Annotated in this window: 22 protein-coding genes; 20 read left to right on the forward strand and 2 right to left on the reverse strand. The window is 39.7% G+C overall.

What is annotated here, in order from left to right; genetic code table 11:
* Positions 1-9: 9 nt before the first annotated feature.
* From AB3I34_RS10705 to AB3I34_RS10750, 10 genes are all read left to right on the forward strand, one after another.
* Positions 10-399 carry an LPXTG cell wall anchor domain-containing protein gene (locus AB3I34_RS10705; protein ID WP_002378834.1) on the forward strand — a complete coding sequence of 130 codons (390 nt, stop codon included), beginning with the start codon at positions 10-12 and terminating at the stop codon, positions 397-399.
* Positions 356-1,090, forward strand: a complete 735-nt coding sequence (locus tag AB3I34_RS10710; RefSeq protein ID WP_002354838.1) for a WxL domain-containing protein — start codon at positions 356-358, stop codon at positions 1,088-1,090. The genes AB3I34_RS10705 and AB3I34_RS10710 overlap by 44 nt, the downstream gene beginning before the upstream one ends.
* Before the next feature lie 4 nt (positions 1,091-1,094).
* Entirely contained in the window at positions 1,095-1,895 is an 801-nt protein-coding gene (locus AB3I34_RS10715; protein WP_002415613.1) for a WxL domain-containing protein, read from the forward strand.
* On the forward strand, positions 1,896-2,654 hold the full coding sequence (locus AB3I34_RS10720) for a WxL domain-containing protein (protein ID WP_002383195.1): 759 nt from the start codon (positions 1,896-1,898) through the stop codon (positions 2,652-2,654).
* A gap of 106 nt (positions 2,655-2,760) precedes the next feature.
* Entirely contained in the window at positions 2,761-3,843 is a 1,083-nt protein-coding gene (locus AB3I34_RS10725) for a DUF916 and DUF3324 domain-containing protein (RefSeq protein WP_002415615.1), read from the forward strand.
* Positions 3,844-3,944: 101 nt separating this feature from the next.
* Complete coding sequence (locus AB3I34_RS10730; protein WP_002415616.1) at positions 3,945-4,430, forward strand: hypothetical protein; 486 nt, start codon at positions 3,945-3,947, stop codon at positions 4,428-4,430.
* Complete coding sequence (locus AB3I34_RS10735) at positions 4,405-5,886, forward strand: helix-turn-helix domain-containing protein (RefSeq protein ID WP_002368476.1); 1,482 nt, start codon at positions 4,405-4,407, stop codon at positions 5,884-5,886. The genes AB3I34_RS10730 and AB3I34_RS10735 overlap by 26 nt, the downstream gene beginning before the upstream one ends.
* A 236-nt stretch (positions 5,887-6,122) precedes the next feature.
* Positions 6,123-6,620, forward strand: coding sequence for an RNA polymerase sigma factor (locus AB3I34_RS10740; RefSeq protein ID WP_002360979.1), 498 nt, complete (start codon positions 6,123-6,125; stop codon positions 6,618-6,620).
* A gap of 24 nt (positions 6,621-6,644) precedes the next feature.
* A complete protein-coding gene (locus tag AB3I34_RS10745) occupies positions 6,645-7,529 on the forward strand; it encodes an RsiV family protein (protein ID WP_002365402.1) in 885 nt (294 codons plus the stop codon).
* A 129-nt stretch (positions 7,530-7,658) separates the two neighbouring features.
* Positions 7,659-8,795 carry an ArgE/DapE family deacylase gene (locus AB3I34_RS10750; protein ID WP_010710866.1) on the forward strand — a complete coding sequence of 379 codons (1,137 nt, stop codon included), beginning with the start codon at positions 7,659-7,661 and terminating at the stop codon, positions 8,793-8,795.
* 52 nt (positions 8,796-8,847) lie between these two features.
* Here the strand turns inward: AB3I34_RS10750 and AB3I34_RS10755 are convergent, their stop codons facing one another.
* Positions 8,848-9,639, reverse strand: a complete 792-nt coding sequence (locus AB3I34_RS10755; protein ID WP_002415619.1) for a hypothetical protein — start codon at positions 9,637-9,639, stop codon at positions 8,848-8,850.
* 163 nt (positions 9,640-9,802) lie between these two features.
* On the opposite strand from AB3I34_RS10755, the gene AB3I34_RS10760 reads away from it, so the two are divergent.
* The 3 genes from AB3I34_RS10760 (at position 9,803) to AB3I34_RS10770 (ending at position 11,388) form a co-directional block, all read left to right on the forward strand.
* Entirely contained in the window at positions 9,803-10,186 is a 384-nt protein-coding gene (locus AB3I34_RS10760) for a YccF domain-containing protein (protein WP_010712905.1), read from the forward strand.
* Positions 10,187-10,274: 88 nt separating this feature from the next.
* Complete coding sequence (locus tag AB3I34_RS10765; protein ID WP_002383201.1) at positions 10,275-10,700, forward strand: Rrf2 family transcriptional regulator; 426 nt, start codon at positions 10,275-10,277, stop codon at positions 10,698-10,700.
* Positions 10,701-10,758: 58 nt separating this feature from the next.
* Complete coding sequence (locus tag AB3I34_RS10770) at positions 10,759-11,388, forward strand: NAD(P)-dependent oxidoreductase (protein WP_002415622.1); 630 nt, start codon at positions 10,759-10,761, stop codon at positions 11,386-11,388.
* Positions 11,389-11,467: 79 nt separating this feature from the next.
* On the opposite strand, the gene AB3I34_RS10775 is transcribed toward AB3I34_RS10770, so the two are convergent.
* Positions 11,468-12,667 (reverse strand): hypothetical protein, encoded by a 1,200-nt coding sequence (locus tag AB3I34_RS10775; RefSeq protein WP_002415623.1) that lies wholly within the window; start codon positions 12,665-12,667, stop codon positions 11,468-11,470.
* Positions 12,668-12,858: 191 nt separating this feature from the next.
* On the opposite strand from AB3I34_RS10775, the gene AB3I34_RS10780 reads away from it, so the two are divergent.
* The 7 genes from AB3I34_RS10780 (at position 12,859) to mutL (ending at position 23,374) form a co-directional block, all read left to right on the forward strand.
* Positions 12,859-14,103 (forward strand): competence/damage-inducible protein A, encoded by a 1,245-nt coding sequence (locus tag AB3I34_RS10780; protein WP_010712903.1) that lies wholly within the window; start codon positions 12,859-12,861, stop codon positions 14,101-14,103.
* 113 nt (positions 14,104-14,216) lie between these two features.
* A complete protein-coding gene (gene recA / locus AB3I34_RS10785) occupies positions 14,217-15,263 on the forward strand; it encodes a recombinase RecA (protein WP_002354860.1) in 1,047 nt (348 codons plus the stop codon).
* A gap of 396 nt (positions 15,264-15,659) precedes the next feature.
* Entirely contained in the window at positions 15,660-17,216 is a 1,557-nt protein-coding gene (gene rny / locus AB3I34_RS10790) for a ribonuclease Y (protein ID WP_002354863.1), read from the forward strand.
* Between the two features lie 159 nt (positions 17,217-17,375).
* The gene (locus AB3I34_RS10795; protein ID WP_002354864.1) at positions 17,376-18,173 is read left to right on the forward strand and encodes a TIGR00282 family metallophosphoesterase; all 798 of its coding nucleotides are present in this window, start codon (positions 17,376-17,378) and stop codon (positions 18,171-18,173) included.
* A gap of 73 nt (positions 18,174-18,246) precedes the next feature.
* Positions 18,247-18,633 carry a RicAFT regulatory complex protein RicA family protein gene (locus AB3I34_RS10800; RefSeq protein WP_002359008.1) on the forward strand — a complete coding sequence of 129 codons (387 nt, stop codon included), beginning with the start codon at positions 18,247-18,249 and terminating at the stop codon, positions 18,631-18,633.
* Entirely contained in the window at positions 18,634-21,210 is a 2,577-nt protein-coding gene (gene mutS, locus AB3I34_RS10805; RefSeq protein ID WP_002354867.1) for a DNA mismatch repair protein MutS, read from the forward strand. It begins immediately after the preceding gene.
* Between the two features lie 31 nt (positions 21,211-21,241).
* Positions 21,242-23,374, forward strand: coding sequence for a DNA mismatch repair endonuclease MutL (gene mutL / locus AB3I34_RS10810; protein ID WP_002415625.1), 2,133 nt, complete (start codon positions 21,242-21,244; stop codon positions 23,372-23,374).
* The last annotated feature ends 21 nt before the right edge of the window (positions 23,375-23,395 follow it).

Below are 23,395 nucleotides of genomic sequence, written 5' to 3' on the forward strand. Positions count from 1 at the left end.
AGAAGTGAGATGAAAAAATACCTTTTGCTTAGTTGTTTTTTAGGTCTTTTCAGCTTCTGTCATTCAGACACTGCGTTTGGGGAAGCAGCTTATGAAAATAGTGGTGTTGTCTCCTTTTATGGAACGTATGAATATCCCACAGAAGAGTCGACAACAGCGACTAGTAATTCTTCCACAACGACCGAACCCACCAAGCCAGCTGACGGAGGCGCTTCATCTGTCCTTTCTTCTGGCGTATATGGGTCGCGCCAAGGAAGATTACCGGCGACAGGTACCACCAATCAAGAACCATTTATTTATTTGGGAATCAGCCTTATCACTATAGGCATATTATTTATTAAAAGGAGAAGAGAAGATGAAAAAAACAGTATTAGCAGTAGTAGGGATTGTAGGATTTAGCGGTGTCCTAGCGACACAACAAGCATTTGCGGAAGACATTAACGTGAATTATACAAGTAATGGCGCCATTACATTTGAACCAGATACAGATCCAACGAAGCCAGTTAACCCAACCAATCCAGATGAAAAAGTTGAACCAGAAGATCCAACTGACCCAACTGGACCAAAACCAGGGACTGCAGGCCCCTTATCAATTGACTATGCTTCAAGCTTTCAATTTGGCGCCCAAAAAATCACTTCCGACACGAAAGATTATTACGCACAAATTCAAACATTTAAAGATGGGACAACAGGTCCCAACTATGTTCAGGTAACGGATAAACGTGGGACACAAGAAGGCTGGACGTTAAGCGCTGTACAAAATGCGCAATTCAAAACAGCCCAAAATGAAGAATTAGTGGGGGCCGCTTTATCGATTGCCAATGCAGGTGTGACATCGATTGTTGATGCCGCATACGCGCCAACACCAACAGCAGCACATACCTTTGTTCCTGGAACAGAAGTAGAATTAGTCAAAGCAGAAGATGGCAAAGGAATGGGGACTTGGGTCTATCGTTTTGGGAAAGATGCGACAGAAGGTGCTACTGCCGTGAAATTAAATGTCCCAGGTAAAGCGATTAAATTAGCAAAAGAATATCGTACGACATTAACGTGGACATTGAAATCTGTGCCAACGAATGTTGGAGGCTAAGTAAATGAAAAAAACAGTCGTCTACTCCTTGTTATTCGGAACAATGTTGCTTGGCGCCACTGTTCCTGCTGAAGCGGCGACGGTCGTTTTTGATAGCGAACAGTCGATTGTTTTTACCCCAAGCACAGATGGGACGGATCCAGTGAATCCAGAAAATCCCGATCCAGAAAAACCAGTTCGACCAGTCGATCCAACGAATCCTGATGGACCTAATCCAGGTACCCCTGGGCCACTTTCCATCGATTATGCCTCAAGTTTGGATTTTGGGAGTAATGAGATATCGAATAAGGATCAAACGTATTTTGCCAGAGCGCAAACCTATAAAAATCCAGATGGTTCAGCAAGTGAATTGGCAACTGCTAATTATGTACAAGTAAGTGATTTACGGGGAACCAATGCTGGCTGGGTTTTAAAAGTGAAACAAAATGGTCAATTTCGTAATGCAGAAACATTACACAAAGAATTAACAGGCGCCACCGTCGCCTTTACTGAGCCCAGTGTGCGCTCAAATGCGACGGACGTATTGCCGCCAACTGCTACCGCAAACATTCAATTAGATGCTGCGGGCGCAGAAACTGTTGTCATGCAAGCCCCAGAAAATACCGGCGCCGGAACGTGGATCACGCTGTGGGGGCAAGCAGAAAAAGTGACCGAAAAAAATCAACAAGGACAGCAAGTAAATGCCACAATCACACGGGCAATCTCACTAACTGTTCCCGGGAAAACCCCTAAGGATGCAGTACAATATAAAACAACATTGACTTGGCTACTTTCAGATGTACCAGTAAATAATGGAGGGAAATAAATGAAAAAGACAAAAGTAATGACATTGATGGCAACCACAACTTTAGGCGCATTGGCACTTGTACCAATGAGTGCATTAGCAGTCGACGGTGGTGAATACCAAACAAACGGAGCGATTCAATTTGCACCAAATACGAACCCAACGAATCCAGTTGATCCGACGAATCCAGATCCGGATAAACCAATTACGCCAGTTGATCCAACTGATCCAACAGGGCCTAAGCCAGGGACAGCAGGTCCGTTATCCATTGACTATGCATCTAGTTTATCTTTTGGGGAACAAACGATTACCTCAAAAAATATGACCTACTATGCAGAAACACAAAAATACAAAGATAACGCTGGCGCCGACCAAGAAGGCCCGAACTTTGTTCAAGTCTCAGATAATCGTGGGACTGAAACAGGTTGGACGTTAAAAGTAAAACAAAATGGTCAATTCAAAACTGAAGCCAACCAAGAACTAACAGCGGCCAAAGTAACTTTAAGCAACGGACGCGTGGTTTCAGCTTCACAATCTGCAAAACCAACGACAGCGCCAGCTACGATTGAATTAAACCCAACTGGGGCTGAATCAGTGGTCATGGCTGCTGGCGATAAAGAAGGTGCGGGTACGTACTTAATGAGCTGGGGCGATAGTGTAGATGCCGCTAAAACAAGTATTTCATTAGAAGTACCTGGTTCAACCACAAAATATGCGAAAAAATACACGACAACTTTTACTTGGACTTTGACAGATACACCTGCTAACACAGGAAACTAAGAACGACAGCATACACGCAAGATCGGGATATAAGTCAAAAATTTTTTGGCTTATCTTTCGGTCTTTTGGTGCTTATAATACAACAAAGAATGACAGACATAGGAGAATGAATATGAACAGATGGAAAGTATATGCAACGGTAATCGCTTGTATGTTATTTGGCTGGATTGGCGTGGAGGCGCACGCTTCTGAATTTAATTTTGCGGTCACACCAACAATTCCCGAAAATCAAGTGGATAAATCAAAAACCTACTTTGACTTAAAAATGGTGCCTGGTGCCAAACAAACCGTAGAAATTCAGTTACGCAATGATACAGATGAAGACATTACCATTGAAAATACGGTGAACTCAGCGACAACAAATTTAAATGGCGTAGTAGAATATGGCCAAAACGGAATCAAACCTGACAAAACTTTACGCTTTAACTTAAAAGATTATGTGGAAGCACCGAAAGAAATCATCTTGCCGAAGCATTCCCAAAAGACCTTACCTTTAACCATCACGATGCCTAAAGATTCTTTTGATGGCGTGATGGCTGGCGGTATAACACTCAAAGAGAAAAAGAAAGAAACAACGACTTCTGCGGATCAATCAAAAGGGTTAGCTATTAATAATGAATACTCCTACGTTGTGGCTATTATTCTTCAGCAAAATGAGACAAAGGTTCAACCAGATTTAAAATTACTGGGGGTTAAACCAGGCCAAGTCAACGCGCGAAACGTCATCAATGTTTCTTTACAAAACCCACAAGCGGCCTATTTAAACCAATTACATTTAATCAACACTGTTTCAAAAGGAGGCGAAATGCTTTACCAATCCGATACTGAGGATATGCAAGTGGCGCCAAACTCTAACTTTAGTTACCCAATTTCTTTAAAAGGGGAACGATTAACGCCAGGGAAATATGTCTTGAAATCAACGGCCTATGGTGTAAAAGATGAAAAAGGCACCTATCAAGTCAAAGGTGCCAATGGTGAAGAACGGTACCTGTACAAATGGGAATTTACAAAAGAATTTACTATTTCTGGGGACGTCGCTAAAGAATTAAATGAAAAAGACGTAACCATTAAAGGAACCAATTGGTGGTTGTATCTACTGATTGCATTCATCATTCTAGCGCTGCTCTTATTGATTTTCTTCTTGTATCGTAAAAAGAAAAAAGAGGAAGAACAACAATCTGAGCAATAAAAAGGGCTATCTATTGACAAAAAGGGTTTTCCTTGTAAAAGTAAAGATACTTTTACAAGGAATTGCTTCCCATAAAGTAGAGGTAGAGAGAGTGAGAAGCCATGAGAAAAAAGTATCTTTTTTTATTTAGTTCTTTGCTAATTTTTACGGCTGTCGAAATAGAACCAATTCAAACATTGGCGACACCTATTTATAATCCCTTAGAACCAACGGAAGAAATTCAACCAAAACCAGAATCAATCACCCCTCAGGAAAAGTCAGAACCGGAACAACCTGTGCCAACCCCTCCGGAAGATCAAAAAACAACGGTTCCTTCTGAAGAAAAAAAGCCTTCACCCAAGAAAAAAGACAAACCTGTGGAGAAACCGGCAATGTCAAAAGAAAAAAAGAAACAAACAAAAGAAACAACGGCTCATCCCTTACAAGTGAATAAAGATTTTGTCTTTCCTAACGGACTTGGTGCAGGCGGCGATGAAGAATCTGAAAGCTATTTAGCAGCGGTTGGGTACTTTCTTTCAGGAAATGGATTGTATGGGAAAAAAATGGATGTGAGAGAAGTCTATGATATTGATGATGTTTTTAAATAAAGTGGATAAAAGAAAAATCGCCTTATTTCAGTTACTGGAAAATGCACCGATGTTAACAGAGTCAAAAGAAACCGTAATGCAGGAGTTAGAATTATCTGAATTTATCGTGAACAAAACGGTCGCTGAATTAAATGCCGATTTTATTGAATTTGGTTTATCAGAGGATTTTCAAATTGTGAGCGATGGTATTTTCTTAACTCTTAATGAATCAGGAACGGAAACTTCCGCTACTTTGATTGATTGCTATATTAAAGAGTCGTTACGTTTTGCTATGTTTCAAGATTTCTTTTTTCAGCGTTTTGATTCTGTGAATGAGTTTGCGTTAGAACACTTTGTTAGTCACACATTGGCTTATAAGGAGTTCAAGGAATTAAAGAAAATGCTGGAAAATTATCAAATTACAATTAATAAAGAATTTCACTTGGTGGGAAATGAAACCAATTTACGCGAAGTAACAACACTGGTTTTTTTACAATTATACCAACGTGATTTTTCATTGTACGGTAAAAAAGTTTTAGAGCAGATTCGGAACTTTGAGCTATTTTTTTCTGAGAAGGTACATCTTAATCAGCGTGCGGGCTATGCACAAGCTAAATGTTTTCATTTTTTGGCGGTTTCTTTGGTACGAACGCAGCAACAGTTTTATGTAGAGAAAAAAGTAGATTCGCAAGTGTTAAAACAATTAGCCGGTGACAATCAGCAGAATGTTTTCAATTGGTTAGAGAGTCTTCAAATCCCAGAACCACAACGAACAAACGAAGGCAATTATTTACTCTTATTTTTAATTGCTGAAGAGTGGCTTCAAGTAGCTTCAGCAGCACTTTGCCAAAGATTTGCAGAAATTCAACAATTGAATCGTGACTTGTTAAGCTATTTAAAAATACAATTTCAGCTTTCCGAGGAAGTCCTGCAAGGTTTTGAACAAAAAGTAACAATCGTTCATTTTAAATTGTTCCATTTTCCAATAGAAGCAAATTATAGTTATCGCAAAATGGATATAACCTACTTTGCAGAAACGTATACAGAGTATTTTTCTGCTAGTCGACAATTTATTCAAGAACAAAAAACGAATCCCGCTGTTTGGGATGCCAGACGTTTTTTATTTTATCGGTATCTGTTGTTAATGGTGGATGCGTTACCATTGAAAAAAGTTTTGGCTCCGATTACATTGTGTGTCGACTTTTCCTTTGGTGAAGCCTATAATCGTATGATACAAAAAAATATTGAAAAAATTACGGAATGGAATATCATTTTCAAAGCACATGTAGATGAAAGTGTACAATTAATTTTATCGGATATTCATTTTGTCGATTGGCCTGAGATTACTCAAATTATTTGGCTAGCGCCACCACGTCCTGTTGATTGGTCGCATTTTATTAAAACGCTGAGTGCACTAAGACCGCACTCGGGAGAAGAAAACAAGGTCGGGACAGCACCGCTCAGCTCCGAGAAATAAGAAGAAATTTCCGGAAATTGTTCTTTAATTTTTGGATAATTTCGGCTTATTTCCGAAGGAGCTGGTTCTGTTCCCGCCGTTTATCAGATTTTGAGCGTGGAGCAAAAATCCAAAGTGATTTTTGTACCGCGCTTTTTCTTTTAGAATATAAAAATTAAAAATAATAAAAAAGTTGAAACTTTTTATGCTTGTGATTCGTCTATATAAGTGTACAGGAAAGGAGGTTCCAGAAATCGATGGTTTTCGATGGTTGGAAAAGAAAAAAACAAATTCGCGCGTTAGAAACGCTTGTGGATACCAAATATGAAAAAATGTATCGCATTGCCTTTAACTATACACATTCGAAAGAAGATGCCTTGGATGTGATTCAAGAAAGCTTTGAAAAGGCACTGAAGGCCATCCAAAAAGGACCCGATATTAAGGATTTTGACGCGTGGTTCTTTCGAATTCTGCTTTCTGTAGCGACAGATTATTGGCGTAAAAAGAAACGAGAAGCTGTTCATATTGAAAAAGATGAACATGTGTTAGCCCTTTTAAATAATCCCCAACGCAGTTTTTTAGAAATTGAAGAAATTATTAATCAATTAGATAGTCCCAATCGTGAAATTATTCTATTAAAATTTTTTGAAGGATTTACGCTAAAAGAAATCGCCTTGATCCTGGATATTAACGAAAACACGATTAAAACGAAGATGTACCGCAGTTTGAATGAACTCCGAAGTCTATTGAATTAGTAAAAGAAAGGAAGCGAAAAAATAATGGAAGATTTTGTAAAAAGCGTTGTTAAAAACTTTTCAAAAGAATACCGCCAACAACCGTTGCCAACGGATCTACAAGCGGAAGTCAAAGCGCGTTTTCATAAAGAGAAAAAGCGGTACACCTGGCTTCGTTTTAGAAACCGCTCACTGCAAAGTAGTCTAGTAGTAGCTTGTGGCTTTGTCTTATCAGTCAATTTGTTTCCAGGTTTTAGTGAAGCAGCCCGCAACATCCCTGTGTTAGATAAAATTGTTCAATTAGTCACCATCAAAACGTTGACAGCGAAAAAACAGGAAAGTGAAGTAAACATCGATGTCCCTAAAATCCAAACATCCCAAGAATCTTCAGTAGCCGATACACTCAACAAAAAATACTTGAAAGAAGCCCAAACAGAATTTCAACAAGTCAAAGGGCAATTGTTTGATGGTTCTCGTGTTTCAGTCACTGGAGATTATGAAAAAGTCGTGGACGACCGTCGCTTCCTAGTGGTCAAACGAACCTTCACAGAAATTAAAGGCAGCTCTGCGACGACAACGAAATATGACACCATCGACAAACGAGCCAATGTTGTCGTTTCACTCCCCTTAATTTTTAAAAATGATTTTTACATTGATGTCATTAGTAGTGAAATTAAACAACAAATAGCAGACCAAATGAAGAACGATAGCAATAAAATATACTGGTCCGAAAAAGAGGATGCCCCCAGTGATGTTCAACCCTTCAAAAAAATTAAAAAGGACCAACCTTTCTATATCAATGAAAAACACCAATTAGTGATTGTGTTTCCTCAAGGAGAAATTGCGCCTTACTATATGGGCACCCCTGAATTTGTGATCCCTAATCAAGTCATTGAGAATGAATTGGCAGCGCCTAATTATTTAAAATAAACTCAGTAAAAAACACGCGACATTTCTTAAAACTGTCGCGTGTTTTTTGCTGACCTAACCAAGTCAGTTGCGGTTTTACTGAGAGAAGCGTACACTAGAATTAAGCATAACAAGAAAGGGCGAATGGCAATGGAAAAATCAGAAAAAATTAGTATTTTACAAGATGTGGTTAAAATTAAATCTGTAAATGGAAACGAAGAAGAAGTGGCAATCTATTTACAAAATCTTTTGAAAAAATATGAGATCCCTTCTGAACTTGTTTCTTATGCACCAAATCGTAGTAGTTTGGTTGCTTACCTAGGTGAAAACCGAGAAAAAGTCTTAGGGTTTAGTGGCCACATGGACGTGGTTTCTGAAGGGGACGAAAGTCAATGGACTTTCCCGCCATTTGCGGCCCATATTGAAGGAAATAAATTGTATGGCCGTGGCGCAACGGACATGAAAAGCGGCTTAGTCGCAATGGTTTTAGCAATGATTGAATTAAAAGAAAAGGAAGTTCCATTAAAGGGAGCGGTTAAATTTTTAGGTACAGTTGGTGAAGAAGTCGGTGAGCTAGGTGCTGGCCAATTAACTGAAAAAGGCTATGCGGATGATTTAAGTGCCTTAGTCATTGGAGAACCAACCAATTATAACTTGATGTATGCGCACATGGGTTCAATTAACTATTCTGTTGTGTCACACGGAAAAGAAGCCCACAGTTCGATGCCAGAAGAAGGCATTAACGCGATTAATAATTTGAACGAATTTATTACAGAAGCAAACCAACAAATGGCGGAAGTCACAGCAAACTATGAAAATCCTGAATTAGGTCGAACGATTCACAATGTAACCGTCATTAAAGGTGGCACACAAGTGAACAGTATTCCAGGTCAAGCAACCTTGCAAGGGAATATCCGTTCAATTCCAGAATTCAGCAACGACCAAGTCATTGCATTATTACAAAAAATTATCGATGAATTGAACAAAAAAGAAAAACATCAGTTAGAATTAACGATTGATTACAATAAAATTCCTGTAAAAGCTGAGAAAGATTCTGCGTTAATTCAAGCCATTCAAGCCCAATTTGATCAACCATTACCATTAGTGACAAGCGCTGGGACCACAGACTTAGCTGAATTTACTAAATCAGACAATACATTTGATTGCGTTGTTTTTGGACCAGGTGTGACCACTACTGCACACCAAGTCGACGAATATGTCGAAATTGATAATTATTTAGATATGATTGATAAGTATCAAGCGATAGCAAAAAGTTATTTAAATTAAAAAAATGTCGCGCCTGAATCATAAAAATCAGGTGCGACATTTTTTATAAGGTTTATTCCACCACAGTCCATTCATTTAAGGTTTTGCCGTTCTCATCAACTAGCTCTAACCAGCTGTTTGTTCCAGCAAAATAGAGAAACAAGCCGACTTCATTAACGCTTTTTAAGACGATATCTTCCGTTGTGACAAAGTCTTTAAATTGGCCCTTGCGTTCATCACGAAGTTTTTCACCAAATCTGGCGGAGAAACCGACAGACCCGTCTTTATTTAAAGGGGCTTCGGGCATCATTGTCGCGCCAGCTTTAATAAGCATTTCATTGCGCTTTTGCCAAAAAACAGTTGCTTTGCTTTGTCGAGTATCAATATAAAAAGGAATTTGGCTGACTTCTTTTGTCCATTTGTGGCGTGCTTTGGCTGGTCTGGCTTTCTTTGGCGCCGTTTTTTTAAACAGAGAGTAGCCAAAACGTTCCAAGATAAAGGTGACTGTTTCTTTATAGTTAGTCACTGTCGCTACCGCACTTTTCGGAATTTTGACTGTCGTTGGGGTCGCTTCCAATGTTAAACCACTTTCTTTCGCATCATCTAGGAAAGCTTGCGCTAAATAGGCAAGTTCTGTGTCCCAAGTCGGTTTCAATAAAATCGAGTGATCAAAAGAAACTTCTTTATATGTAGCTTTTTCTTCAGCAAGTCCTAAAGCAACTAGTTGGTTATCTCTTAGCAAGAAAAGAATCGCTGCCTCTTTTTTCGGTAATTTAGTTGTTTGTTCAATGATTAAGTGGGCCTGATCGGCTAAATCAATGAGTGTCTTTGTTTTTTTTAAATCAACTGTTAAATGTAAGTCCATGAAGTCTGCTCCTTTATCGTTAGTTTCTTCATTGTATCATGAAACAGTGTCTTCGTCTTTTAACGAGTCAGCAACCTTACAATATTGTTTGAAACAAAAAGAAGCTTTCATGATATACTTACTCACATGCATAATTTTTAATGAGGAAAGTAGAGGAACAAGAATGAAAACACTTGGCAATATTTTATGGTTCATCTTTGGCGGCTTTTTTGGTGGCTTATCTTGGCTATTCGCAGGCGTGATTTGGTGCATTACAATTATCGGTATTCCGATTGGTTTACAATGTTTTAAATTAGCGGGGTTGAGCTTTTTGCCGTTTAAAAAGCGAGTCGTGTATAGTGATAGCGGCGTATCTTTGGTGGTAAACATTATTTGGCTGATTATCAGTGGATTACCATTAGCAATTGGACATTGTATTAGTGGCTTGTTGCTTTGTCTGACAATCATCGGTATTCCGTTTGGGCAACAATCCTTTAAATTGGCGAAATTAGCGTTAATGCCGTTTGGGGCCCGTGTTGTTTCAACAAATGATTTTTATTTTGAATAGTCAGAGGTTTCTCATTGACAAATAAAACGAAACAGCGTATTCTATAAATGTAACAAATAACGTTACATTTAGTTTGGAGTGATTAGACATGGCTATGTCAACGAAATTAAGTGTTGCGATTCATATTTTAAGTTTGATTGAAACAGGTCCTCAAGAACAAGTGACTTCTGAATACATTGCTTCGAGCGTGAATACGAATCCAGTCGTTGTTCGACGACTAATGAGCCAGTTAAAAAAAGCCGGCTTGATTCATTCCATGCGTGGAGCCAATAAAAATACCTTATTAAAGAAACCAGAAGAGATCTCACTGTATGAAATTTATACAGCGGTTGAATTGGAACGAGAGATTTTCAATATTCATCAAAATCCTAATCCAAACTGTTCCGTTGGGGCAAATATCCAATCGGTACTAGAAACTGAATTTACTAAAGTGCAACAAAAAATGGAAGAAGAATTGAAAAGCATCACCTTAGCAGATGTGATTCATGAAATAGAAGTTAAGAGAGATAAGTAATCTCTCTACTTTTAAAGTATTAAATGTAACTATTTTAGTTCTATTTAAAAATGAAAGGATGATTTACATGAAAGTAGCAGTATTAGGAGCAACAGGAAAAGAAGGACAATTACTTTTAGCAGAAGCTAAACGTCGCGGGATGGACGTGACAGCCATCGTTCGTAATGCCTCAAAAATAACAGATGGCACACCGACCATTGAAAAAGATGTTTATCAATTAACAACAGAAGATATTCAAGCGTTTGATGTATTAATTAGTGCCTTAGGATTCCCTAATGTGCAAGATTTCCCCAAATCTACCCAGCATTTGATTGAGATTTTAACCAATCAAAAAACGCGCTTGTTTGTCGTTGGGGGCGCTGGAACCTTGTATGTAGACCCAGAACACACAACTCAATTAAAAGATACACCATCATTCCCAGCAGAAATTCAGCCATTAGCTTCGGCGATGGGCGAAGCTTTAAACTTATTGAAAGAAGCTCAAAACATTCACTGGACCTATATTAGTCCTGCAGCCATGTTTGATGCTGATGGTCCTGCGACAGGCCATTATGAAGTCGCTGGCGAAGAATTAACAACCAATAGCCAAGGTGACAGCTACATTAGTTACGCAGACTACGCCGTTGCCATGTTAGATGAAGTGGAAAGTAATGCACACCCAAATCAACGAATCAGTGTGTATCAATAAAAGAAAAAAATCATAAATAAAGAAAGAAGTGAGAGATAAAATGTTTTATCTCTCACTTCTTTCTTTATTTACACAAAAATTAATAACATTTAGAACAAGGTGTTAAGCCTCTTGCTTGGGCATCTGCCAACGTAGTTGCCGTATAGGTTCCATTTCCACATTTGCGTGCATGGTATTTACTGCCAGTTGGTGTCACAAGAACAGTTGCGCTTGTTTCTGGACCAGCATTTGCAGCAGCCGTCTCGACTTCCGCCGGCGCCTGTGCGGCTTGTTGCGTCTCTGCTTCAGCTTGCGCTTTTGCTGCCGCTTCGGCTTGTTCTTTTTGCGCTTTTTCAGCGGCTAGTTTCTGAGCTTCTGCTTCTTTTCGTTGTTTTTCTTTGTGGGCATCTAATTGAGTTTTAACAACGGCTACCCGTTTTGTTAAAGCTTGATTTGGGGAGTTTAAAGCGTCAATTTGTTTGATCGCTTCATTATAGTAAGCTTCATTGGTTGGTTCTTGTTCAGCTTTTTCAACAGCGGCTGTCGCACTGGCGACTAATTGTTCATTTTTTTCTTTTTCAGCGATAGCGGTTTGAACAGTCGTTAATCGTTGTTGAAATCCTTCTTTGCCAACTGGGGCAGCAGCTACTAATTTTTCAGCTGCTTGATAATCGCTTTTACTTTTAGATTTTTCAGCAGTTGTAACTGCTTCATCAACAGGTACTGCTTCTTTGATTTTTTCAAGGCGATCATTGTATTCCTCGTATTCTTGACTTAATGAAGATACTAAGGTTGCGGCTTCATCATAGTTTTTCTGAGAAGGTTGCTTTTCAGCGTAAGCTAAGGCTTTTTCTGTTTTGGCCAATTCTTGCTCAGAATCTGTGATGCTTGCAATAAATTCTTTTGACGGTGTGACTTCGACTGATTTTTCAACTTTGGTATCTTTCTTCTCAGCAACAAAAGTGATTTTTTGCGTTTTTTCATCGGACAGTTTTACTTTGTAAGCAAACGTTTTGTCTTTCGTTTTTACTTCCTTGCCATTGGCCGTTAGTTTGCTGTTGCCATCGTATTCGCCTTTGATGGTGGCTGAGCCATTGGCATCGGTTTCAACACTCTCTGCATCAAGTGAAAGCGTTGGGGAAGAATCTGTCGTGGCAACCCCACCAATAAATAGAGCGGCACTTGCTAATGCGGCATAGCCATATTGTTTTTTCGGTTGTTTCTTAATTAATGCTTTGATAGTCAGTCCCCCGCTGACAAGTAACCCTAATAGACCCAAAAGTCCTACTACTACACTCATTCATTTCTCTCCTTTCGATATAACGTTATTATACAACGGATTGTGAGAAAATGAACATTTTTTTCGTAATAATTAATAAATTTCCTGATAAAAAAATTATTTCCTGAAGCTCAAATTCTTTTGTAAAAATTTTGTTGTGCTAAAATGGAAAGTGAGTTTAACTACGTATGTTATTAGAGAAGGGGAAATCAATGAAAGCAGAGATCATTGCAGTCGGAACAGAGTTATTACTGGGACAAGTAGTGAATACCAACGCCACCTTTTTATCAGAAGAGTTAGCTGCGCTAGGCATCGATGTTTACTATCAGACCGTTGTTGGAGATAACGGCGGCCGCTTAGAAACGCTACTAACAGAAGCAGAACAAAGAAGTGATTTAATTGTCCTATGTGGAGGGCTAGGACCTACAGAAGACGATTTAACCAAGCAAGTTGTCGCACAACATCTCCATAAATCATTAGTAGAAGATCAAGAAGGATTGAACCGCTTGCACCAGTTTTTCCAACAGTCTAAGCGGCCAATGACGGAAAATAATCTACGACAAGTGTTAGCCATTGAAGGTGGACAAGTTCTTCAAAACCCGACAGGATTAGCGGTTGGTTCTTTCGTAACAGAAGGCACAACAAGCTATTTGCTCTTACCAGGACCACCCAATGAATTAATTCCGATGTTCCAACAAGCGGCACGACCTTTATTGATTGATGCGTTTCCACAAGAAGAACAATTGATTTCAAGAGTCTTGCGTTTTTATGGGATTGGTGAATCACAGCTGGTGACCGAGATTCAATCGTTGATTGTGCACCAAACGAATCCAACCATTGCGCCTTATGCTAAGCCTAATGAAGTGACACTTCGTTTAACAGTTAAAACAAAAGACTTAGTAGCTGGCGAAGAATTATTAACAGCGACGGAAGAAAAGGTTTTAGCTAAAGTGGGGGACTATTTTTATGGGTATGGGGATGACAATAGTTTAGCCAAGGTAACAGTGGATTTGTTATTACAAAACGGACAAACCGTCACGGCTGCTGAGAGCCTCACTGCTGGCCTATTCCAAAGTACACTGGGGGAAATTGCGGGTGCTTCGAAGATTTTTAAGGGAGGCTTCGTGACGTATTCGCAAGAAACAAAAGAGAACTTTTTAGGAATTTCTCATGAACTTTTAGAAGAGCATGGCACGGTAAGTGAAGCGTGTGCCAAAGAAATGGCAGAGAAAGCGCGTCAGTTAGCTAAATCTAACTATGGTTTATCATTTACTGGGGTCGCTGGTGACCCAATCGAAGGCCAACCGACAGGCACTGTTTGGATTGGGCTGGCGGAAGAAGGCCAACCAACCGTTGCAGAATGTTTCCATTTTAACCGTGACCGAAATTATATTAGACAGAGTGCGGTTATGCGAGGATTAGATCTTTTGCGGCGCCGAATCATTAATAAAAAATAAATATGCGAATGTTTGTTCGGTTTTTTCTTGCTTTTTTGGTACAAAAGAGATATGATAGACCTACTAACAGGAAATGAAAAATAAGTTTATATAAATTAAAGGAGGATTATCCATTGGCAGATGATCGTAAAGTGGCTTTAGATGCCGCACTGAAAAAAATTGAAAAGAACTTTGGGAAAGGCTCTATTATGAAATTAGGCGAAAAAGCTGATCAAAAAATTTCAACTATCCCTAGTGGTTCTTTAGCGTTAGATGTTGCATTGGGCGTAGGTGGGTATCCACGTGGCCGAATTATTGAAGTATATGGTCCTGAGAGTTCAGGTAAAACAACTGTTTCTTTACACGCAATTGCAGAAGTGCAACGAAATGGTGGAACAGCCGCTTTTATCGATGCTGAGCATGCATTGGATCCTCAATATGCGGAGAAACTAGGCGTTAACATTGATGAATTACTTTTATCTCAACCAGATACGGGTGAGCAAGGCTTAGAGATTGCCGATGCCTTAGTTTCAAGTGGTGCGATTGACATCGTTGTCATCGACTCGGTTGCTGCGTTAGTTCCTCGTGCAGAGATTGATGGTGAGATGGGAGCGAGCCATGTCGGCTTACAAGCTCGACTAATGTCTCAAGCACTACGTAAATTATCAGGCTCAATTAATAAGACAAAAACAATTGCTATTTTCATTAACCAAATTCGTGAAAAAGTTGGCGTGATGTTCGGAAATCCTGAAACAACTCCTGGTGGACGTGCATTGAAATTCTACGCAACGGTTCGTCTAGAAGTCCGTCGTGCAGAACAGTTAAAACAAGGAACAGACATCGTCGGTAACCGCACAAAAATTAAAGTCGTTAAAAACAAAGTGGCGCCACCATTTAAAGTGGCAGAAGTTGATATCATGTATGGCCAAGGGATTTCCCAAGAAGGCGAATTACTAGATATGGCTGTGGAAAAAGACCTTATCAGTAAAAGTGGTGCTTGGTATGGCTACAAAGAAGAACGAATTGGCCAAGGCCGTGAAAATGCCAAACAATACATGGCGGATCATCCTGAAATGATGGCAGAAGTGTCTAAATTGGTCCGTGATGCATACGGCATCGGTGACGGTTCAACCATTACAGAAGAAGCAGAAGGTCAAGAAGAATTACCCTTAGACGAATAAATAACGAGTGAATACGACTCGTTAAGAAGAAAGACAACACTTACTGAACAGGACAGGTGTTGTCTTTTTTTGTTTAGAACTAAATTGTTAAATAGACTGTTGTCCATGTCCGAACCCATCCACATCAAGCAGCTTAGTCAAACAGCAGACTATGCGGCGTTTGTTCTAAAATTTAAACAATTCGTGACGGCGGAAACCTAAAAATGTGACGTTGTCTAATATTTGCTGCCCTTTCCAAAAGAAAGGGCTTTTTTAAGTTGACACCTTTCGCGACAAACATTAGAATAAAATTGTGTGTATGCACAAATATGCAAGTAGGCATATTGATAATTGATTTTAGTTTATCAAAAAACTACAAGATATGAATTAACAAAAAGATAGTATGGAGGTGGAAATATGGTTTTAAATATTCTCCTCGCTATCGTCGGTTTGATTGTCGGTCTTGGTTTAGGATTTGTTATTGCAAAGTCACGTCATGATAAAGCAATAAATGGTGCAAAAATTTCAGCGTCGAGTATTCTCGAGAACGCTCGGAAAGAATCAGAAACACTGAAAAAAGAAGCATTGCTAGAAGCTAAGGAAGAGAACCAGAAGTATCGTTCAGAAATTGAAAGTGAGTTGAAAGAAAGCAGATTAGAACTTAAATCTCAAGAAAATCGTTTAATTCAACGGGAACAAACGTTGGATCGTAAAGATGACTCTCTTGAAAAACGTGAAGGCTCACTGGAAGAAAAAGAAGAGAAACTTGGTGCTAGACAGCAATTAATTGATGAGCGAGAAAAAGAAGTAGAAAACTTAATTAATCAGCAACATCAAGAATTAGAACGAATTGCTTCCCTTTCAAAAGAAGAAGCAAAATCGATTATTATGAAGTCAACAGAAGAAGAGTTGAATCATGAACTAACCTTGATGGTCAAGGAGTCAGAACAACGTGCCAAAGAAGAATCTGATCGCAAAGCGAAGAACTTGCTTTCCCTAGCAATTCAACGTTGCGCCGCCGATTCTGTTTCTGAAACAACTGTTTCCGTGGTCACTTTACCAAATGATGAGATGAAAGGTCGCATTATTGGTCGTGAAGGACGTAATATTCGTACATTGGAAACATTAACAGGGATTGACTTAATCATTGATGATACGCCAGAAGCGGTTGTGTTATCCGGATTTGATCCAATCAGACGAGAAATCGCTCGAATGACCTTGGAAAAATTAATCCAAGATGGTCGAATTCATCCCGCTCGTATCGAAGAAATGGTAGAAAAATCACGTAAAGAAATGGATGAACGGATTCGTGAATACGGAGAACAAGCAGCCTTTGAAGTAGGTGCTCATACGTTACATCCTGATTTAATTAAAATTTTAGGCCGTTTACGTTTCAGAACAAGTTATGGTCAAAATGTCTTGAACCACTCAATCGAAGTAGCAAAACTGGCTGGCGTTTTAGCCGCCGAATTAGGCGAAGATGTTCAATTAGCCAAACGTGCAGGTTTACTACATGATATTGGGAAAGCATTGGATCATGAAATTGAAGGTTCTCACGTTGAGATTGGCGCAGAATTAGCTGCGAAATATAAAGAAAATTCAGTAGTTATTAATGCCATTGCCTCGCATCATGGTGATGTGGAAGCAACCTCAGTTATTTCTGTTTTAGTGGCAGCCGCAGATGCGTTATCTGCAGCGCGTCCAGGTGCACGTAGTGAATCGTTAGAAAACTACATTCGCCGCTTAGAAAACTTAGAAAATATTTCTAATAGTTTTGAAGGCGTTGATTCAAGTTTTGCTGTTCAAGCAGGACGTGAAGTTCGTGTCATGGTGAAACCAGAAGAAATTTCTGATTTAGAATCTGTTCGTTTAGTTCGAGACATTCGGAAGAAAATTGAAGATGACTTGGATTATCCAGGACATATCAAAGTAACGGTTATCCGTGAAACACGTGCCGTTGACTATGCGAAATAAAATAAAAAGCGAATAAGTATCGCGTGTAGTGTCTCAACGAACAATTGCAAGGATTGTTCGTTGAGACACTTTTTTTAATCTTTTAAAACCAAAACTTTCTTTTCAAAGCGAAAACAACTATAATAAACAAGAGATGTTAAAAAGAGAAGAGGAACCTTTTTGCGTATATTATTTATAGGAGATGTTGTCGGTTCTTTAGGAAGAGAAGCCCTAGCAACGTATGTCCCTAAATTAAAGAAAAAATATCGTCCACAAGTGACCATTGCCAATGGTGAAAATGCGGCATCTGGTCGGGGAATTACTGGCAAGATTTATAAGAAATTTTTGCAAGATGGTGTCGATGTTGTTACGATGGGTAACCATACGTGGGACAACAAGGATATCTTTGAATTCATTGATGATGCGAAGAAAATGGTTCGTCCAGCGAACTTTCCAGAAGATGTGCCTGGTCAAGGAATGGTTTTTGTGAAAGTCAATCAATTGGAACTAGCGGTGATTAATTTACAGGCCCGCACATTTATGGTGCCATTGGAAGATCCTTTCAAGAAAGCCGCCGAGCTAGTGGCTATCGCTCGCAAACGGACACCGCTCATTTTTGTGGATTTTCATGGCGAAACGACGAGTGAAAAACAAGCCATGAGCTGGTTTTTAGATGGCCAAGTTTCAGCCGTTGTTGGAACACATACGCATGTTCAAACAAATGATGCTCGGATTTTACCGAAAGGGACAGCCTTCTTAAGTGATGTCGGTATGACCGGACCTTATGATGGGATTCTAGGAATGAAGCGTGAACCGATTATTGAGAAGTTTATGACAGCATTGCCGAAGCGCTTTGAGGTAGTCGAAACAGGGCGGACAATTTTATCTGCCTGTATTTTAGAGATTGATGACCAAACGGGCCAAGCGAAGATGATTGAGCCGATTCAGATTAGCGAAGATCGCCCGTTTCAAGAATAATAGAAGAAAAGTTAATCTCGGATCATTAAGAGGTTAACTTTTTCTGCTCTTATAGAAAAAGTGCCGGTGAAAGATGAAGGTGAAAAAAATGGAGCCGTTGAATTTAGATGCACAAAGTAATAAAGAATTAGAAAAATTGTTACATTTAATTGGACAAGATGAAGTCATTCAGCGCTACCAAGCGATTGAAGAAAAGGTAAAGAAAAACAAAAAGCTGACAGAATTAGTGGAAGAAATTAAAGCTGCGCAAAAAGATGCGGTTCAATTTGCTCACTATGGCAAACCAACTGCTGAAAAAGAAGCCATTCAACGAGCTGATGCGAAAACAAAAGAATTTGATGAGCACCCACTCGTTGTAGCCTACCGCGAACAACTGATCGAAGCCAATGACTTAGTCCAACATGTCACGGCGCTCATTCAATACCGCGTGAACGAAGAGCTAGAGAAGGAAGGGAATTAAATGCCACAAAAGACAAAAAATACACCCATGATGGAACAATATTTGTCCATTAAGGCCCAATACAAGGATGCGTTTTTATTTTATCGCTTAGGTGATTTTTATGAATTATTTTATGAAGATGCTATCAATGCAGCGCAAATCTTAGAATTGACGTTAACCAGTCGTAACCGCAATGCGGATGATCCGATTCCTATGTGTGGCGTTCCTTATCATGCCGCGCAAGGCTACATTGATACGTTGATTGAGCAAGGCTATAAAGTAGCGATTTGTGAGCAAGTGGAAGATCCAAAGACTACCAAGGGCATGGTCAAACGAGAAGTGGTCCAGTTGGTAACGCCAGGAACGGTGATGAATAGTAAAGGCTTGGAAGCCAAAGACAATAATTACTTAACTGCTGTGCTAACAGATGGTAATCAGTTTGGTTTTGCCTATGTAGATTTGAGTACAGGCGAATTAAAAACAGCAGTCTTGGCTGATGAAGAGGGCGTTTTAAACGAAGCTTCTGCGTTGCAAACAAAAGAAATGGTCCTAGGTTCAGGGATTCCTGAATCGTTAAAAGAGAACTTAAGTTTACGTTTAAATATTATCTTTTCGACACAAGAAACGGTGGAAGAAAATGCCGAGTTTAGTTTTTTAACCAATGAACTGATTAATCCATTAGAAATTGAAATTACAGGCAAATTATTATCTTATTTATCCGTTACCCAAAAGCGGAGCTTGTCCCATATTCAGAAAGCTGTGGAATATCAGCCAGATCATTTCTTGAAAATGGATCATTATTCTAAATTCAATTTAGAATTGAGTCAGTCGATTCGAACAGGACAGAAAAAAGGGACTCTTTTGTGGCTATTAGATGAAACGAAAACAGCTATGGGCGGCCGTTTATTAAAACAATGGTTGGATCGTCCGCTAATTCAGGAACGTCAAATTAAGGCGCGTCAAGAAATGGTGCAATCCTTATTAAATGCCTATTTTGAACGCTTAGATTTGCAAGCAGCATTGACGAACGTTTATGATTTAGAGCGGTTAGCAGGACGCGTGGCATTCGGCAGTGTGAATGGGCGTGATTTAATTCAATTACGGACCTCTTTAGAACAAGTACCAACGATTCGACAGTTAATTGTCGGGATCAATCAAGGGGAATGGGATGATTTGTTAGTCGACTTAAACCCCGTTGAAGATTTAGTGGCATTGATTGCGACGGCGATTAATGAAGAAGCCCCTTTACAAATTACTGAAGGAAATGTTATTAAAGACGGCTATAACGACCAATTAGATGAATACCGTGATGCCATGCGCAATGGTAAGCAATGGTTAGCGGAGTTAGAAGCGAAAGAACGCCAAGAAACAGGGATTAAAAACTTGAAGATTGGCTACAATCGTGTCTTTGGTTATTTCATTGAAATCACTAAGTCAAATTTAGCGAATTTAGAAGAAGGAAAATACGAGCGTAAGCAAACATTAGCTAATGCGGAGCGCTTTATTACGCCCGAACTAAAAGAACTAGAGCGTTTAATCTTAGAAGCTGAAGAAAAATCAGTTGAACTAGAATATCAATTGTTCTTGGCCGTGAGAGAACAAGTAAAAACGAATATTGATCGATTGCAAACACTGGCTAAAACCATTAGTGCGGTTGATGTTTTACAATCTTTTGCAACAATTAGTGAACGGTATCAATACGTTCGACCAACGTTAAGAAGTAACACGAAAAATTTGGCGATTGTCGAAGGACGACACCCAGTCGTGGAAAAAGTTTTAGGGCACCAAGAATACATTCCAAACAGTATCCGCATGAACCCAGAAACAGATATTCTCTTGATTACTGGACCAAACATGTCAGGGAAAAGTACCTACATGCGTCAATTGGCTTTGACGGTGGTCATGGCGCAAATTGGCTGTTTTGTACCAGCGGAAAGTGCTGAAATGCCAATTTTCGATCAAATTTTTACACGGATTGGGGCCTCTGATGATCTAATTGCAGGGCAAAGTACCTTTATGGTAGAAATGATGGAAGCCAACCAAGCACTGCGGCACGCCACGCCTAACAGCCTAATTTTATTTGATGAATTAGGACGCGGCACAGCAACCTATGATGGGATGGCGCTAGCGCAAGCCATCATTGAATATATCCATCGTGAAGTACAAGCCAAAACGCTATTCTCTACACATTATCATGAACTAACTGTTCTAGATGAAACCTTAAAAGGCTTGAAGAATATTCACGTGGGCGCTGTCGAAAAAGATGGCGAAGTGGTCTTTCTTCATAAAATGATGGAAGGACCTGCTGATAAGAGCTATGGGATACATGTTGCTAAAATCGCTGGTTTACCAAGCCCGCTTTTAGAACGAGCAGCCACCATTTTATCCGCTTTAGAAGCGGAAGAAACAACGATTCCAAGTTCAGTTCATCATGAAGAAGTTTCAGAAGTCCATGAAGAAACCGAGCAACTTTCATTATTTAAAGAAGTTTCAACAGAAGAATTAAGTGTCATTGACACATTGAAGAAAATGAATCTATTAGAAATGACACCACTAGATGCGTTAAACATGCTTCATCAATTGCAAAAACGTATCTAATTAGGAACCGAACCGGTTAGGAGGTCGTGAAATGGGGAAAATTCAAGAACTATCCGAACAACTAGCCAACCAGATTGCTGCTGGTGAAGTTGTTGAACGTCCCGCTTCTGTCGTCAAAGAATTGGTGGAAAATGCATTGGATGCAGGAAGCACCCAAATTGATATTTTTATTGAAGAAGCTGGCTTGAAAACCATTCAAATTATTGATAATGGTGAAGGAATTGCCAAAGAAGATGTACTGAATGCCTTCAAACGCCATGCCACAAGCAAAATTCATACAAGAGATGATTTGTTCCGAATTCGCAGCTTGGGGTTCCGAGGCGAAGCCTTACCAAGTATTGCCTCAGTTTCTGAAATGATTGTCGAAACTGCCACAGCTGAGGAAGAAGAAGGCAGCTATGTGATTCTAAAAGGGGGCAAGGTCGAAGAAAACCGACCAGCAGCCCTCCGTAAAGGCACAAAAATGACCGTTTCTAATTTATTTTATAATACGCCCGCTCGTTTGAAATACGTCAAAACGATCCAAACGGAATTGGCCAATATCGGTGACATTGTCAATCGTCTGGCGTTAAGTCACCCTAAAGTTGCTTTTCGCTTAGTTCATGATGGCCACAAAATGATGAGTACAACAGGCAATGGTGATTTAAAACAAACGATTGCGGGGATTTATGGCATTAGCACCGCAAAGAAAATGTTGAAAATTGAAGGAAAAGACCTTGATTTTACTTTGACAGGGTATGTTTCATTGCCAGAAGTCACACGGGCCAGCCGTAACTATTTATCAACGATTATCAATGGTCGTTATATTAAAAATTTCGCGTTAAATAAAGCAATTGTAGCCGGCTATGGTTCGAAACTAATGGTGGGGCGTTTTCCAATTGCTGTGTTAGAAATTGAAATGGATCCGCTGTTAGTTGATGTCAATGTCCATCCTACTAAGCAAGAAGTTCGTTTAAGTAAAGAAAAAGATTTAATGGCATTAATTGAACAGGCGATTCAAGAAGTGTTGAGCCAAGAACAGTTGATTCCCAATGCGGCAGACAATTTGCGTTTTAAAAAGAAACTACCGCCAGAACCTAAAGCCGAACAAATGGAAATTCCTTTATCGACTGAACAACCTGCGGTAAAACAACGACCGGGCAGCTTAAGCTATAATCCCGCAACGGGTCGCTTCTATGCGGAACATGCGACAGACGAAACACCAGCCTCAAGCGCCCCTGAAGCTGTCAACCAGACAGAAAGAGCAGTGGACCCAATGGACGATCCATTTGCGCCGCCAGTGCCAGAATCAACGAGTATAGCAGAAGAAACGTCAGCTTACGAAACCTCTTCGGCAGATGTTGATTCCGCAAATCAGTGGGAAACAGCTAGTAATGAGCAACAGGTAATAGCCGAAGAAACGAAAATAACTGAAGTATCTGATTCAGAACCTTCTCTGCGTTCATCAGAGGCTGCTGACGAGGTTTTCCAAGAAGAAATGAAACTTCACCCGGAATTCGATGCCAATAGCGCTGCGAGTCAAAGAGAACTGAAACAAGCCTTGAACAAGTTGGAAGAAGAACGACCGACAGAACGTTTTCCTGAGCTAGAATACTTCGGTCAAATGCACGGAACTTATTTATTCGCACAAAGCAAAGATGGCCTGTTTATTATCGACCAACACGCTGCCCAAGAACGAATTAAATACGAGTATTTCCGTGAAAAAATTGGCGAAGTCAGTGACGATTTACAAGAGCTATTGGTACCAATCGTTATTGATTATCCAAATAGCGATGCCTTGAAAATTAAAGAGCAGAAAGAAACCCTTGCGGAAGTCGGCATCCATTTGGAAGACTTTGGACAAAATAGTTTCATTGTGCGGGCGCACCCAACTTGGTATCCTGCAGGCGAAGAGGAAAGCATTGTTCGCGAGATGATTGACATGTTGCTAACAACTGGCTCGGTCAGCGTGAAAAAATTCCGTGAAGCAACTGCCATTATGATGAGCTGTAAGCGATCCATCAAAGCCAATCATTACCTCAATGAGCAACAAGCACGCGTGCTATTAAAAGATTTAGCCTTGTGCGAAAATCCGTTTAATTGTCCGCATGGACGTCCGGTGCTGATTCATTTTACGAATTCAGATATGGAACGAATGTTTAAACGCATTCAAGACCCCCATTAAAAAGAAACGAGGCGTCATCAA

Source organism: Enterococcus sp. C102(2024), assembly GCF_040888205.1.
Taxonomy (GTDB): Bacteria; Bacillota; Bacilli; order Lactobacillales; family Enterococcaceae; genus Enterococcus; species Enterococcus faecalis.

Excerpts from the sequence above, each read along its gene's own strand:
- AB3I34_RS10750 (WP_010710866.1), top strand. The coding sequence starts at position 7,659 with ATGGAAAAATCAGAAAAAATTAGTATTTTACAAGATGTGGTTAAAATT.
- AB3I34_RS10730 (WP_002415616.1), top strand. The coding sequence starts at position 3,945 with ATGAGAAAAAAGTATCTTTTTTTATTTAGTTCTTTGCTAATTTTTACG.
- AB3I34_RS10760 (WP_010712905.1), top strand. The coding sequence starts at position 9,803 with ATGAAAACACTTGGCAATATTTTATGGTTCATCTTTGGCGGCTTTTTT.
- AB3I34_RS10720 (WP_002383195.1), top strand. The coding sequence starts at position 1,896 with ATGAAAAAGACAAAAGTAATGACATTGATGGCAACCACAACTTTAGGC.
- AB3I34_RS10725 (WP_002415615.1), top strand. The coding sequence starts at position 2,761 with ATGAATATGAACAGATGGAAAGTATATGCAACGGTAATCGCTTGTATG.
- AB3I34_RS10710 (WP_002354838.1), top strand. The coding sequence starts at position 356 with ATGAAAAAAACAGTATTAGCAGTAGTAGGGATTGTAGGATTTAGCGGT.
- AB3I34_RS10770 (WP_002415622.1), top strand. The coding sequence starts at position 10,759 with ATGATTTACATGAAAGTAGCAGTATTAGGAGCAACAGGAAAAGAAGGA.
- AB3I34_RS10735 (WP_002368476.1), top strand. The coding sequence starts at position 4,405 with ATGATATTGATGATGTTTTTAAATAAAGTGGATAAAAGAAAAATCGCC.
- mutS (WP_002354867.1), top strand. The coding sequence starts at position 18,634 with ATGCCACAAAAGACAAAAAATACACCCATGATGGAACAATATTTGTCC.
- AB3I34_RS10765 (WP_002383201.1), top strand. The coding sequence starts at position 10,275 with ATGGCTATGTCAACGAAATTAAGTGTTGCGATTCATATTTTAAGTTTG.
- AB3I34_RS10715 (WP_002415613.1), top strand. The coding sequence starts at position 1,095 with ATGAAAAAAACAGTCGTCTACTCCTTGTTATTCGGAACAATGTTGCTT.
- AB3I34_RS10740 (WP_002360979.1), top strand. The coding sequence starts at position 6,123 with ATGGTTTTCGATGGTTGGAAAAGAAAAAAACAAATTCGCGCGTTAGAA.
- AB3I34_RS10755 (WP_002415619.1), bottom strand. The coding sequence starts at position 9,639 with ATGGACTTACATTTAACAGTTGATTTAAAAAAAACAAAGACACTCATT.
- mutL (WP_002415625.1), top strand. The coding sequence starts at position 21,242 with ATGGGGAAAATTCAAGAACTATCCGAACAACTAGCCAACCAGATTGCT.
- AB3I34_RS10800 (WP_002359008.1), top strand. The coding sequence starts at position 18,247 with ATGAAGGTGAAAAAAATGGAGCCGTTGAATTTAGATGCACAAAGTAAT.
- AB3I34_RS10775 (WP_002415623.1), bottom strand. The coding sequence starts at position 12,667 with ATGAGTGTAGTAGTAGGACTTTTGGGTCTATTAGGGTTACTTGTCAGC.
- AB3I34_RS10745 (WP_002365402.1), top strand. The coding sequence starts at position 6,645 with ATGGAAGATTTTGTAAAAAGCGTTGTTAAAAACTTTTCAAAAGAATAC.
- AB3I34_RS10705 (WP_002378834.1), top strand. The coding sequence starts at position 10 with ATGAAAAAATACCTTTTGCTTAGTTGTTTTTTAGGTCTTTTCAGCTTC.
- AB3I34_RS10780 (WP_010712903.1), top strand. The coding sequence starts at position 12,859 with ATGAAAGCAGAGATCATTGCAGTCGGAACAGAGTTATTACTGGGACAA.
- rny (WP_002354863.1), top strand. The coding sequence starts at position 15,660 with ATGGTTTTAAATATTCTCCTCGCTATCGTCGGTTTGATTGTCGGTCTT.